Source organism: Streptomyces sp. NBC_00510, assembly GCA_036013505.1.
Lineage (GTDB): Bacteria > Actinomycetota > Actinomycetes > Streptomycetales > Streptomycetaceae > Actinacidiphila.
On record CP107851.1, the window covers coordinates 6,263,238 to 6,276,855 of the forward strand.

At 72.7% G+C, this 13,618-nt stretch carries 10 protein-coding genes; 5 read left to right on the forward strand and 5 right to left on the reverse strand.

The features are described from left to right. Window positions 1–17: 17 nt before the first annotated feature. From OG937_28260 to OG937_28270, 3 genes are read left to right on the forward strand one after another with little or no spacing between them, the layout of a single operon-like run. A complete protein-coding gene (locus tag OG937_28260; protein WUD75308.1) occupies window positions 18–548 on the forward strand; it encodes a sigma-70 family RNA polymerase sigma factor in 531 nt (176 codons plus the stop codon). Continuing rightward, entirely contained in the window at window positions 545–1,261 is a 717-nt protein-coding gene (locus OG937_28265; protein WUD75309.1) for a hypothetical protein, read from the forward strand. The genes OG937_28260 and OG937_28265 overlap by 4 nt, the downstream gene beginning before the upstream one ends. A gap of 14 nt (window positions 1,262–1,275) precedes the next feature. Further along, the gene (locus OG937_28270) at window positions 1,276–1,740 is read left to right on the forward strand and encodes a hypothetical protein (GenBank protein ID WUD75310.1); all 465 of its coding nucleotides are present in this window, start codon (window positions 1,276–1,278) and stop codon (window positions 1,738–1,740) included. Window positions 1,741–1,801: 61 nt separating this feature from the next. On the opposite strand, the gene OG937_28275 is transcribed toward OG937_28270, so the two are convergent. Next, window positions 1,802–5,101, reverse strand: a complete 3,300-nt coding sequence (locus tag OG937_28275) for a S8 family serine peptidase (GenBank protein WUD75311.1) — start codon at window positions 5,099–5,101, stop codon at window positions 1,802–1,804. A 411-nt stretch (window positions 5,102–5,512) separates the two neighbouring features. Here OG937_28275 and OG937_28280 point away from each other — a divergent pair, with 411 nt between their 5' ends. Beyond that, window positions 5,513–7,255 (forward strand): TIGR03767 family metallophosphoesterase, encoded by a 1,743-nt coding sequence (locus OG937_28280; GenBank protein WUD75312.1) that lies wholly within the window; start codon window positions 5,513–5,515, stop codon window positions 7,253–7,255. A 9-nt stretch (window positions 7,256–7,264) separates the two neighbouring features. Here the strand turns inward: OG937_28280 and OG937_28285 are convergent, their stop codons facing one another. Together OG937_28285 and pepN are read right to left on the reverse strand one after the other, a co-directional pair. Continuing rightward, window positions 7,265–8,239, reverse strand: coding sequence for a hypothetical protein (locus OG937_28285; GenBank protein ID WUD75313.1), 975 nt, complete (start codon window positions 8,237–8,239; stop codon window positions 7,265–7,267). Between the two features lie 246 nt (window positions 8,240–8,485). Then, window positions 8,486–11,065: an aminopeptidase N gene (gene pepN / locus OG937_28290; protein WUD75314.1), complete on the reverse strand. Its 2,580-nt coding sequence runs from the start codon at window positions 11,063–11,065 to the stop codon at window positions 8,486–8,488. A gap of 160 nt (window positions 11,066–11,225) precedes the next feature. On the opposite strand from pepN, the gene OG937_28295 reads away from it, so the two are divergent. Then, window positions 11,226–11,867 carry a DsbA family protein gene (locus tag OG937_28295; protein WUD75315.1) on the forward strand — a complete coding sequence of 214 codons (642 nt, stop codon included), beginning with the start codon at window positions 11,226–11,228 and terminating at the stop codon, window positions 11,865–11,867. A gap of 15 nt (window positions 11,868–11,882) precedes the next feature. On the opposite strand, the gene OG937_28300 is transcribed toward OG937_28295, so the two are convergent. Then, window positions 11,883–12,584 (reverse strand): HAD family hydrolase, encoded by a 702-nt coding sequence (locus OG937_28300; GenBank protein ID WUD75316.1) that lies wholly within the window; start codon window positions 12,582–12,584, stop codon window positions 11,883–11,885. A 54-nt stretch (window positions 12,585–12,638) separates the two neighbouring features. Beyond that, window positions 12,639–13,568, reverse strand: a complete 930-nt coding sequence (locus OG937_28305; protein ID WUD75317.1) for a carbohydrate kinase — start codon at window positions 13,566–13,568, stop codon at window positions 12,639–12,641. Window positions 13,569–13,618: the final 50 nt, after the last annotated feature.

Here is a 13,618-nt window from a genome sequence, read left to right on the forward strand (position 1 = left end):
AAGGGGAGGGGCGGGGCGTGGCGCTGCTGAGACGGAGGTCCCGGCCGGGGGAGGGGGAGGACCCCCTCGCGCCGGAGCACCTCGATCGCGTACGGGCCGTCCTGGCGCTCGGCGGGGTGCCGGCGGGGGACCTGCAGGACGGGGTGCAGCAGGTGCGGCTGAAGCTGCTGGAGCACCGGGCGGGCGGCCGCGAGCCGCTGCGGGACCCGGGGGCGTGGGCGGCCGTCGCCGCCTCCAACGTGGCGATGGACTGGCACCGTTCGCGCCGCCGTCAGCAGCGGCTCGGCGAACGCCTGGCGGCCCTGACGCCCCGGGACGAGGCCCGGTACGGCGGGGGAGAGGCGCACGTGCTGGCCCTGGCGGTCGCCGACGGCCTGCAGGAACTCCCGCCGCAGCAGCGGCAGGTGCTGACGCTGCGCTTCTACGCGGACCTGCCCGTGGCGCAGATCGCCACGGCGCTCGGTGTCCCGGAGGGCACGGTCAAGAGCCGTTTGCACGCCGCCGTCCGCGCGCTGCGCGGCCGGCTGCACACCAAGGAGGTGGTGTGACGATGAACGGGAACGAGCACAGGGCAGACGCAGCGGATCAGACGGACGAGGCGGACGTGACGGACGAGGCACTGTCGGCCGCCCTCGCGGACGTGCCGCCGGAGGTGTCCGCCGACAGCGAGGCGTACCGGGCGTACGACGCCGCGCGCGCCGACGTGGCCCTGCTGCGCACCCAGGTGCGGCTGATCGGCGACGCGCTTGCCGCACGGCCCGCACCGGCCGCGGAACGACGCCCCCGCGGGCGCAGGGCGCTCGCGCTGTGCCTGGCCGCGGTCGTGGCGGGCGTGGTGGGGGTCACCGGGGTCGTCCTGGCGAGGAACGCGGCCGTGGGCGACCGCTCGGCAGCGGGCGACGCGAAGTCCACGCCGGAGGGCATCGTCGCCTGCGCGAGCGACATCGCCGAGGGCACCGTGCGCGAGGTGACGCTCACCGGCGAACCGGGGGACCTGCGCGTGGTGATGGACGTCGACCGCCGCCTCAAGCCCGCCGTGGGCGACTCTCGGCTGGCGTTTACGATCCACGTCGACGACGACCACGACGACGTGGCCCCGCCCCCCGGACCCGGGTCCCGGGTCCTGGTGATGGTCTCCGTCCTCCCCGGCGAGCCCGTGGACCTGTACGAGGGCGCCGCGGACATCGCCTCCGCCCGCGCCTGGATGGAGAAGGCCCTACCGGCCTCCCGGGGCCTGCAGTGCGAGAGCGACACCGGATGAGAGGAGTGATGGACATGGGACGCAGGACGGGACCGGCCCTCACCGCGGCGGCGCTGCTCGCGCTCGCCGCGCTCGCCGGCTGCGGGGCCGGCACCGGCGAGACCGACTCCGAGTCGGTCCGCAGCACCGACGCGGAAGTGCTGGCCTGCACCGAACTCGTCGCCGAGGGGACGGTGCTGCGGGTGACGCCCGGGGAGGGACCGGACCGGGTGTCGGTGCGGATGGAGGTGGACCGCTACCTCAAGGGGGAGCGAGCAGACCGCCGGCTGACCTTCCCCGTCGACCGCGACGAGGAGGGGGAGCCCGAGATGGCCGTGGGGAGCCGGCTGCTCGTCAGCGTGATGCTGCGGCCCGCGGGCTACACCTTCGTCCGCCAGGGCGAGGACATCGCCCCTGCGCGGGAGTGGATGGAGCGAGCGCTGCCCCGCTCGCGCACGCTGCGCTGCGGGGAGCAGGAGTACGAGTGGCGACAGAGCTGAAGGGGCGGGCGCTCCGGGGAGCGCCCGCCCCTTCAGGCGGTGATCAGGCCGTGGCCGCGGTTCAGCCCGCGTTGACCTTGTTGATCAGCACGCTGCCGGTGCCGGCGGCGGTGCCGTCGGCGTTGAGCAGCTGGACCTCGCCGAAGAACTGACGTCCCTCGGGAGCCGGGGCCGCGACCAGGACGTTCGCCGCGACGTTCGCGGAGGCGCCGTTGGCCAGCGGCACGGTCGCCGCCTCGTCCACGGAGACCGAGCCCAGCGTCGTCGAGTAGAAGACGTCGCGGTAGTCGTACTCGGTGGTGCCGGCCGGGACCGAGTAGCCGTCCACCGTGATGGTGTACGTGCCGGCCGCCGGGTTGGCGATGCTCACGGCCTCCTCCGAGTCGCCGTCCGCGGACTGGCCGACCACCGCGCCGTTGAGGGACACGGTCAGGTCGAGGTCCGCGGAGGTGTCGGAGGTGCCGCCGATGGCGACGTCCAGCCGGGACGCGCCCGCGGGGACGACGACCGTGCTGGTGACGCTGTCACCGTCGGCGATCGTCTTGCGCGCCGCCGCGGCGGAGCCGAGCGCGCCGCCCTTCAGCTTGCCCTGGACCGGGGCGTAGCCGTTGGTGACCTTCCACGAGACCGGGGCGGCGGTGCCGACCGTGGCCTCCTCGACGGTCTGGACCTCGGGGTCGAAGGAGACGCCGAGCGCGGTCGCGGTCAGGTTGTACGGGTTGTCCAGCACCGGCGAGGTACGGCGCGCCTCGACCTCGATCTCCCACACGCCCGGGATCGGGTTGGCGTAGGAGCGCAGGTCGGGACGGCACCCGTTGGTGGTGGTGTAGTTCGGGTAGCAGAACGTCGTCGTGGTGTTGTCCGCCGGGACGCCCCACGGGGTGATCGCGATGAAGCGCGTCTGGCTGCCGGTGGCCAGGCCGCCCATCTTGACCTCGAGCGTCTTGGCGCCCTCGGGGACGGTCACGAAGTAGGACTTGGTGCCGTTGCGCTGCACCGAGCCCGACGCCTTGACCGCGAACGACGGCTTGGCCTGCGCGGAGGCCACGACCACGGTGTTGAGGATCTGCTGGTCGGTGCCGCGCGTCGAGGGGTCGTCGACCGTCAGGATCGCGCTGTGCAGACCGGTGGAACCGGGCTTGGCCTTGACGCGCACGGTCACCGGCTTGTTCAGCGGCAGCCGTACGTCGTCGTCGTCGGCGAAGCGGAAGGTGCCGTCGTTGTTCACCCAGTCCAGGTCGTGCCGGATGGACCGGTCCGGACCGGTGGTGCGGGTGATGGTGACGTCGTACGTCTTGCTCTGACCGGCCTTCAGGCCGCCCTCGCGGTCGTAGATGCCGGTGCCGTAGCCCGGGGTCGCCAGGAACTGCGACAGGGCCGTGGAAACCGGGGCCTTGACCGTGTAGGTGTGGGCGCCGGCACCGGCCCTGATCAGGCGCCAGGCGTCCTCGATGTCGATCAGGCCGGAGCCCTGGGCGTACGCCGGGACGTCCTTGATCTTGTGCGCCGTGCTGGTCAGCGCGGTGCGCAGGGCCGCCGGGGTCAGCGCGATGCGGGCCTGCTTGGCCGCGGACAGCAGCAGCGCGGAGGCGCCGGCCGCCTGCGGGGAGGCCATCGACGTGCCCTGCAGCATGGCGTAGCCGGGCGGCAGGGTGTAGCCGGCCTCGGCGACCGGGCCACCGGGCTCCCAGGTCGGGATGGTGTTGATGGACGCACCCGGCGCGGAGATGATCGGCGCGAAGCCGCCGTCCTCACGCGGACCGCGCGAGGAGAAGGGCATCATGTCGTACGCCTTGGTCACCTGCGAGCCGTAGTTGGCCGCCCAGGTCTCCTTGGAGATGGTGGCGCCGACGCTCAGGACCTTGTCGGCCAGGCCGGGGTCACCGATGGTGTTGGCGCCGGGGCCGCTGTTGCCGGCCGAGATGACCAGCTGCACGCCGAAGTCGTCGATGAGGCGGGTGTACAGCTGCGCGCGGACGTTGTTGCCGTCGTTCAGCGCGGGCAGGCCGCCGATGGACATGTTGACGATGTCCACACCGCGGTTGACCACCAGGTCGATCATGCCCTCGGTCAGCGCCACGTTGGTGCAGCCGCCGGACCAGGTGCAGGCGCGCGACGAGACGATCTTCGCGCCCGGCGCCGCGCCGTTCATCTTGCCGCCGAACAGGCCGTTGGCGGAGGTGATGCCCGCGACGTGCGTGCCGTGCTCGGACTCGATGACGCCGATGTTGACGAAGTCGGCCTTCTTGCCGACCCAGGTGCCGCCGTACGGGTCCGTGGGGACGTCCTTGCGGACCTGCACCACGAAGGGGATCCGCTCGGAGATGGCGGTGGCGGGGTTGTCGGTGCCGAAGTAGCCGATCTGGAAGCCGTCCTTGTACGGCTTCATCTCGGTGTCGTCGGTGAAGTCCCCGTTGTCGTTCAGGTCGAGGCGGACGGTGCCCTTCGCCGGGTCGTACAGCACGCCCCAGTAGTCGGTGGTGTCGCCGTCGCGGTTGAGGTCACCGGCCATGTCGCCACCGGCGGTGGCGGACTCGAAGAAGACCGTGACCTGCTGCGTCGCCTCGGGGGCGGTCCAGGTGCGGCCCTGGTAGGTGACGCGCGGACCGTTGGTCATGCGGCGCCAGGTGGCGTCGCCGTCGGTGATCGGGTCGGTCGCGGTGACCCAGTCGACGATCTTGCGCTCGCCGGTCGTGGTCTTCTGCAGCGCCGGGTGACCGAGGTCCACGCCCGAGTCGAGGATGCCGATGGTGACGCCGCGGCCGTCGGCCTTGGGGTTGTCCTTGACGAAGTCCACCGCGCCGGTCTCGAAGGCCGGCTGGTAGGGGTTCTTCGCCGGGGTCTTCGCGTCGGGACCCGGGTAGGTGGTGGAGCCGTGGCCGTGGCCCTTCGAGGACCCCTTGCCGCCGTCGGCCGACGGGGACGGGTCGTCGAGGACGATCTCCTGCTTGAGGTCGATCGCCTGCACCGACGAGAGCTTCTGCGCCGCCGCGATCGCCGTGTCCGCCTTGCCCGTCGGGACCGTGGCGCGGACGTAGCCGAGGTTGTCGTAGGTCCGGTCCACCGACGCGCCCTTGAGCGCGCCGAGCTCGTCCGAGACCTGCTCGGTGGAGCCCTTCTTGGTGGCGATCATGAGGGTGACGTTCTTGTCGCCACCGGCCTTGGCCTCGGCGAGCAGTTCGGCGTCGGCCGCTCCGAGCTTGTCGTGCGCGGTCTTCACCGCCGCGTCCGCCGGGTCGCCGGTCGTGTCGGCGAAAGCGGTGGAGGCGGAGATTCCGGTCGTCGTCAGCGCGGCCACCAGGCCCGCCGCGAGCGCGACACGGACCACGCGTCTCTTCCCGCGTATGTGATCGAGAGACATGGGCATCCTGTTCAAGATTTGGGCGCCAGTTGACCGACACATTGCGCCATCCGTGGGGCTGTTGGGGAGTGCCGTAGATGGCGTAAGACCGACATGACGCGAATACGTCAAGAAGCCGGGACCCGTCACGGGGCGCGAAGCATCCCGAACCGGCCCATTGCGTCCGGCCGTCCGATGACCCGGGGCTCGCGACGGTGCGCGGCGCCGGGGCGGTCGGTGAACACCGGATGAGCGTCCGGCCGCCTGGGGACCGGCCGCCGGTGACCGGCGGGAGGACTGCTGATCCATGTCCGCAGATGGGTGCCGGACGTTCCGTTTCCGTTGCACCGCAGGCCATCCAGGGTGCCAACGATCCGGTGAGGAGCGGCACCGCGGTGCCGCCGCAGCCACCGTCCACCGGGGGAACCCGCCATGTCTGGTCCCGTGTCCGCTGCCGCCCTCAGCCGTCGCAACGTCCTGATCGCCTCGGGTGTGACCGCCCTGGGTACGGGGCTCGGTTTCGCCCTCGTCCCCGGTTCGGGCGACGCGAAGGCACAGCCGCCCGGCGCCGAACCCGGCGCCGAACCCGCCTCCGGTGCCGCCCCGTCGGCACCGTCCGCTCCGGCCGCCGCCGAGCCCTTCACCGCCGGCACGACCCTCCAGTCCGTCGCCTCGCCGCGCGGCGGCGGGGGCTATCGCCGGCTCGGTGACGGCCCCGGGTGGAAGCGGGTCGTCCGCACCGAACTGGGCGCCGCCAAGAGCGGCCGCGCCGCGCGCCGTACACCCCTGTCCTGCTTCGTGCAGTTCACCGACCTGCACCTCACGGACGTGCAGAACCCGCAGCGTTACGAGTTCCTGCGCTCCGCCGCCTCCGCGGGCTGGCGTCCCCAGGAGGCGCTCACCAACGCCGGCGCCGTCTCCCTGGTCGAACGGGTCAACGCCCTGCGGCACGGGCCCGCCACCGGCACGCCCATCGGTTTCGTCATGACCACCGGCGACAACACCGACAACAACTCGCGGATCGAACTGGACTGGTTCCTCGCGGTGATGAGCGGTGGCCGCTTCACCCCCGACTCCGGTGACCCGCACCACTACGAGGGCGTCCAGGACTCGGGCCTGAAGCTCTTCTGGCAGCCGGACGCCGCCCTGCGCGACGTCGACAAGGCGCTCGGCTACCCCCGCCTGCCCGGTTTCCTGGCCGCCGCGGTCCGCGAGCTCAACAGCCCGGGACTGAACGTCCCCTGGTACTCCACCATCGGCAACCACGACCAGCTGTACGGGGGTTCGTACGCCGCCTCGTCCTTCTTCCACGACCTCGCGCTCGGCTCACGCAAGTTGTTCTCGCTGCCTCCGGCCGAGGCCGAAGCCGTCAACGCGTCCCTGCGCGAGGGACCCGACCCCCAGGGCACCCGCTTCCGCCAGGCCTGGAACCGCTACAAGTCCGGCGCCCGCACCGTCACCCCCGACGAACGTCGGGCACCGGTAACCCCGCGCGAGTACATCGCCGCCCACCTGGACCCGGCGCACGCCGGCGCCGGTCCCGTCGGCCACGGCTACACGACGGCCGAACTCGACTCCGGCCTGCTCCACTACGCGTTCCGGATCTCCGGCGGCGTGCTCGGCGTCAGCCTCGACACCACCGACCGGGGCGGCGACTACCGGGGCTCCCTCGGCACGGCCCAGTTGGACTGGCTGGACCGGACGCTCACCACGCACGCCGACGACACCGTCCTGGTCTTCAGCCACCACCCCAGCTGGTCGATGACCAACCTGGTCCGCGACCCCGCCCGCCCCAGCGAGCGGCGGCACGGTGGCGACGAGGTGCTCGCGCTGCTCCGCAGGCACCGCAACGTCGCCGCCTGGATCAACGGGCACAGCCACAAGAACAAGATCGTCCCGCACGGCACCTTCTGGGAGGTCTCCACCGCCTCCCACGTCGACCACCCGCAGCTGGCCCGGATCGTCGAGCTGACCGACAACCACGACGGCACGCTCTCGCTGCTCTGCACGCTCGTGGAGTCCGCGGCTCCCTACCGCACCGACTTCACCGACCTGTCGCAGACCGGACTCGCCGCCCTCTACCGCGAGCTCGCGTTCAACTCCCCGGGAGCCCGCACGACGCTCTCCGGCGAGCCGGGCGACCGCAACGTGGAACTGCTGCTGAAGAAGCGCTGACCGCCGCGCTCACCGCGGGAGCACCACCACCCACGACGCGGGGTTGCGGTCGGCCGCGGCCATCAGGGCCGTACGGACGACGGTGGCCTGCTGCTCCAGGGACTCCCGCAGCTTGCGCGGCGTGATGTGCACGACCGAGATGCCGAGCCGCTCCAGGTGCTCGCGCTTGCGGGCGTACTCGCCCCACAGGGCGTCGTCCTCCTGCCGGGGCACGCGGGCGTCGAGCTCCACCGCGACCGCGTGCTCCGGCCAGTACGCGTCCACGCCGCCCAGGTGCGGGCCGCCCGGCAGCCGCAGGTCGACGTTCCACAGCGGATCGGGCAGCCCGAAGCAGCGCACCATCGTGTACAGCCGGCTCTCGGCGATCGCCCGGCCCTCGGCCACCAGCGCGTCGACCGCCTCCACCACGTGCGGCCGGGACAGCAGACGGGCCCGGCTCAGCTCCCCGACCAGCGCCGTCGCCTCGCAGTGGCCGCCACGCACCGCCTCGGTCAGCACCTGGTGGACCGCCCGGGCGTCGTCCAGCTCCTCCACCGCGTCCGCCAGCGCCCGGGGCAGCGGCGCGCACGGCATGCCCTGCACCTCCCGCGGCCGGGGCAGCGCGGTGGTGCGCACCAGTCCCACGTCACCCACGGCGCGCAGCCTGCGCTGCCGGGCCACCAGCAGGTCGATCCGGTCCAGGCCGACCAGCGGCGGCACCGAGGAGAAGCGGTGCAGGGCGAGCGCCGCGAGGCCCGTGACCATCGCCTCGCGGCCCGCGTAGAGCAGCGCCGCCCGGACCCGCTCGTCGCCGGTGGGCCGCCCGCGGTGCAGGACGTACACCCGGGGCAGCACCTCCTGCCAGGGGCCGCCGGGGCGGCAGCGCTCGGCCAGCGTCTCGGGGGTGACGCCGTGCTCCCGCAACTGCCGGGCCGACAGCACCGTCGGCCGGGTACGGGAGAGGTGGTCGAGGGGGCGGGGGCTGAGGGGGATGTTGTGGTTCATGCCGGGTGGATTCCCGCATCCCTCAGGGAGCCTAACGGCTGTTACCGTACCGTCGACAAATGCGGACATCCCCGCACTAAAGTTCAGACGTTCGGTTGCCGAGTGCCATTTTTCACCTATCCGGGTGACCGGCCTTGCCCCACCTGCTCCCCGGCCCTGGCGATGCTGCCGCACCACCGGGCCGGGCGGTACCCCACGTACGCCATTGGGGTGACCGGTCACCTGTTCCCTTCCGGGAGGGAGGCCTCAGACCGCCCCCGCCGCCGCGTCCCGCTCCTGGGCCCGCAGCGCCCGCGCGAGGTCGTCACGGCACTCGGCGACCAGCCGGCGCAGCGCCGGCGGCGCGTCCGCGTGCCCGCCCAGCCAGGCGTCGGCGGCGTCGAGGGTGGCGGGCCGGTCCTGGTGGTGCGGGAAGAGCCCGCGGACGACGGCCATGCCGATCTCGATCGAGCGCTCCTTCCAGACCCGCCCGATCACGTCGAAGTAGCGGTCCGCGTAGGGGGCGAGCAGCTCGCGCTGGCCCGCCTGGTCGAAGCCCGCGATGGTGGCCTCGACGAGCGCGTTGGACAGCGCGTCGGACTCCACGACCGACGCCCAGCACTGCTCCTTGACGGCCGCGGAGGGCCGTGCCGCCAGGCAGCGCACCTGGTGCCGCTTGCCGGAGGCGGTGTCGTCGCGGGCGAGCTCCGCCGCGACGGCGGCCTCGTCGGCCGTGCCGCCGGCGGCCAGCGCTTCCAGGAAGGTCCAGCGCAGCTCCTGGTCCACGTCGAGTCCGTCGATCTTCTCGGTGCCGTCGAGCAGCCCGCGCAGCACGTCCGCCCCGGCCTCCCCGGAGGCGACGGCCGCGTAGAAGCGGGCCCAGGCCAGCTGGTGGCCGCTGCCCGGGGCCGCCGCGCGAAGCTCGCGCAGCGCGCCGTCCGCCAGCTCGCGCCCGCCCTGCCCGCGCCAGGCGGGTGCCGCGTAGTCGTTCAGGGCCGTACGGGCCTGCATGTGCAGCCCCTGCAGGACGCCGATGTCGGTCTCGGCGCCGGCGAAGCGCAGCACCAGGCCGAGGTAGTCGCGGGCGGGCATCAGGCCGTCGCGGGTCATGTTCCACACCGCGGACCAGGCCAGGGCGCGGGCCATGGGGTCGGTGAGCGAGCCCAGGTGCTCCCGGACCGTGGCCAGGGAGTCCTCGTCGAAGCGGATCTTGCAGTAGGTCAGGTCGTCGTCGTTGACCAGCACCAGGTCGGGCCGCTCCGCCCCGGCCAGCTCGCCCACCACCGTGCGCGGGCCCGCGACGTCGGTCTCGGCGCGCGCGTAGCGCTCCACGGTGCCGTCCGCGGTGCGCCGGTAGAGCCCCACCACGACCCGGTGCGGGCGCAGCTCGGGGTGCGAGGCCGCGGCCTCCTGCACCACGGCCAGCTCGGCGATCCGCCCGTCGGCGTCGTACGTCGCCTGCGGGGTCAGCGAGTTGACGCCCGCGGTCTGCAGCCAGGACCGGGACCACCCGGCCATGTCGCGCCCCGAGGTCTCCGCCAGCACCGACAGCAGGTCGCCCAGCTCGGTGTTGCCGTAGGCGTGGCGCTGGAAGTAGCGGCGCGCGCCCTCCAGGAAGGCGTCCCGCCCGACGTAGGCGACCAGCTGCTTGAGCACGCTGGCGCCCTTGGCGTAGGTGATGCCGTCGAAGTTGAGCTTGGCGTCCTCCAGGTCGCGGATGTCGGCCGTGACCGGGTGGGTGGAGGGCAACTGGTCGGCGCGGTAGGCCCAGGCCTTGCGGCGGTTGGCGAAGGTGATCCAGCCCTCCTTGTACCGGGTGGCCTCCACCAGCGAGAACGCGCCCATGAAGTCGGCGAAGGACTCCTTCAGCCACAGGTCGTCCCACCACCGCATGGTGACCAGGTCGCCGAACCACATGTGCGCCATCTCGTGCAGGATGACGTTCGCCCGGCCCTCGTAGGACGCCTGGGTGACCTTGCCGCGGAAGACGTACTCCTCGCGGAAGGTGACCAGCCCCGGGTTCTCCATCGCGCCGATGTTGTACTCGGGCACGAAGGCCTGGTCGTACTTCCCGAAGGGGTACGGGTAGCCGAAGTGGTCGTGGAAGAAGTCCAGGCCCTGCTTGGTGACGGTGAAGATCTCCTCGGCGTCGAAGTGCCGGGCGAGGCCCTTGCGGCACAGCGCCCCCAGGGGGATCTCCAGCTCGGAGCCGTCCGGCAGCGCGCGCCGGTAGGTGTCGTGGACCATGTGGTACGGCCCGGCGACGACGGCCGTGATGTACGTGGAGATCGGCCGGGTCGGCGCGAAGTGCCGCGTCTCGCCGCCGTCGGAGACCCCGGTGACACGCTCGTTGCCGAGCACCACCCAGGACTCGGGCGCGGTGACGGAGAAGGTGAACGGCGCCTTCAGGTCGGGCTGCTCGAAGTCGGCGAAGACCCGGCGGGCGTCGGCCGGCTCGTACTGCGTGTAGAGGTAGACCTCGCCGTCCTCGGGGTCGGTGAAGCGGTGCATGCCCTCGCCCGTCCGGCTGTAGGCGCACTGCGCGTCGACGACCAGGACGTTCTCGGCGGCCAGGTCGTCCAGCGTGATCCGCGTCCCGTCGAAGACCACCGCGGGGTCCAGCTCCCGGCCGTTGAGCGTCACGGACGTGACGGAGGGCGCGAGCAGGTCCGCGAAGCTGGACGCGCCGGGCTCCGTGCAGCGGAACCTGACGGTGGTCACGGACCGGAACGTCCGCTCCTCCGGGCGCAGCGCCGACCGCAGGTCGAGGGCGACCTCGTAACCGTCCACGGCCAGCAGCCGTGCCCGCTCTCGGGCCTCGTCACGCGTGAGGTTCTCACCGGGCACGGGGTCTCCATCCTTCGCACGCCGTCGTGGGATCTGTCTTGTGGACGCCAGGCATCTTCGCACGTCGGCCCTGACGGCGGCGCACGGGAATGGGGATGGCACCGAGGGCGTTGCGCGTTGCGGACCACGTGTCACCGCATCATGCCCAGAGGAGAGAACCGTGACCGAGACCACGACCACCCCCACCCCGGTGGACTTCTGGTTCGACCCCGCCTGCCCTTGGGCGTGGATGACCTCACGCTGGATGCTGGAGGTGGAGAAGGTGCGCCCCGTCGAGGTGCGCTGGCACGTGATGAGCCTCGCGGTGCTCAACGAGAACCGTGACGAGCTGCCCGAGCAGTACCGGGAGTTCCTGACCACGGCCTGGGGCCCGGTCCGCGTCTGCATCGCCGCCGAGCAGAAGTACGGCAGCAAGGTGCTCGGCCCCCTCTACACCGCCCTGGGCACCCGTATCCACAACCAGGGCCTCGGCCACAAGGACCACGACGTCATCGTCGCCGCCCTGGAGGAGGCGGGCCTGCCCGCCGACCTCGCCGACTTCGCCCGCAGCGACGCCTACGACGCGGAGCTGCGTGCCTCCCACCAGGAGGGCATCTCCAAGGTCGGCCAGGACGTCGGCACCCCGGTCATCGCGGTGCCCGGTGCCGACGGCGAGCAGATCGCCTTCTTCGGTCCGGTCGTCACGCCGGCGCCCAAGGGCGAGGCCGCGGCCCGCCTGTGGGACGGCACCCTGCTCGTCGCGTCGACCCCCGGCTTCTACGAGATCAAGCGGACCCGCGACCAGGGCCCGGTCTTCGACTGAGGCAGCCGGTCCGGTTCAAAAGTGCCGGAGCAGTTCGGGGAAGGCCGTCAGCCGCAGCACCCGCCCGTCGGCCGTGTCGAGCTCGGACTGCTCCAGCACCCAGGTGTTCTCGTTGGGGATGAACACCGCGCTCATCCCCGCCTCGCGCGCGGGCAGGATGTCCGACTTCGGGGAGTTCCCGATCATCCAGCTCCTGCCCGGCGCGTAGCCGTACCCCGCCAGCAGGTCGCGGTAGGTGTCCGCGGCCTTCTCCGGCACGATGTGCACCCCGCGGAAGCGGTCCGCCAGCCCCGAGGCGGCCACCTTGCGCGCCTGCTCCTCCTCGTCGCCCTTGGTGAGCAGCAGCAGCTCGTGGCGGGTGCCCAGCTCCTCCAGCGTGCTCGCCACACCGGGCATCAGCTCCACCCGGTGCTCCACGAAGGCCACCGCCAGCTCGTCCACCCGCCGGAGCTCGGCCTGCGTGACGGGCCGCTCCCGCAGCCGCTCCAGGAGCTCGCCGAGGCTGCGCAGGAAGACCTTGCTGCCGTAGCCGTGGACGACCGCGTTCGCCGCCTCGATCTCGTTGAGCAGCGCCCTGATCTGCGCGCGGTCCAGGACGGGATGGTCCACCCAGTCCAGGAAGTCCTCTATGACCCGCTCGAAGACCACGTTGTTCTCCCACAACGTGTCGTCCGCGTCGAAGACCAGTACCTGTCCGGTCAGCCGTGCCTCGTCCATCCCGCGAGCGTATCCAGCACCTGCCTCCTGGGGCCGCGCATTTTCCGCGCGGCGCTACGCGTGCCGTCCGGCGAGGGCCGCGTCCAGCTCCGCGCGGGACGGCGGATCGGCGCCCACCCGCGTGCAGTTGAGCGCCGCGGCCGTGACGCAGCGCTCCAGTACGGCGGCGAGCCCCTCCCGCGAGGCGGGGACACCCTCGCCGGCGATCGCGTCAAGCAGCGCCGCCTGGAAGGCGTCGCCCGCGCCGATGGTGTCGACGACGTCGACCTCGGGCGCGGCCACCCGTACGAGGGCACCGTCGGTCACCGCGAACGCGCCGTCCGGACCCAGCGTGACGACCGCGAGCCGCGGCCCCTCGGCGAGCAGCGCCCGGGCGGCCTCCTCCGGGGCGAGCCGCGGGAAGAGCCAGGCCAGGTCGGCGTCACTGGCCTTGACCACGTCGGTGACCCCGGCCAGCCGCAGGCACGCCCGGCGGTAGGCCAGCCGGTCGGGCTGGACGGCCGGGCGCACGTTGAGGTCGGCGACGACGGTGCGCCCCGGCAGGGCGTGCAGGTCGCGGCAGAGTTCCAGCACCCGCGTCGCACCCGGTTCGACCACCGCGGCGAGCGAACCGGTGTGCAGCACCGCGGTGTCCGCGGGCAGCGGCAGCCGCTCCGGGTCCCACGCGGCCAGGAAGTCGTAGGAGGCGGAGCCGTCCCGGTCCAGGTAGGCCATCGCCAGCGTGGTGCGCCCGGCCGGGCTCGTGGCGCGGACGACCTCGACCCCGGTGGACTCCAGGTGCGCCCGCACCAGTTCGCCGGGCGGGTCGTCGCCCCACGTGGTGACCAGGGTGGTGGGCCGCCCCAGCCGGTGCAGGCCGACCGCGACGTTGGCCGGGCTGCCGCCCGGCACGGGGGTGACCTGCCGCTCCCCGGAACGCCACAGCAGGTCGACGAGGACCTCGCCGACGACGCCGACGCGGGAGGGGGAGGACGGAGCGCTCATGCGGGCAGCATAGGAGGCCGTCGTACGGGCGCCGGAGCGGTGTCGGACCC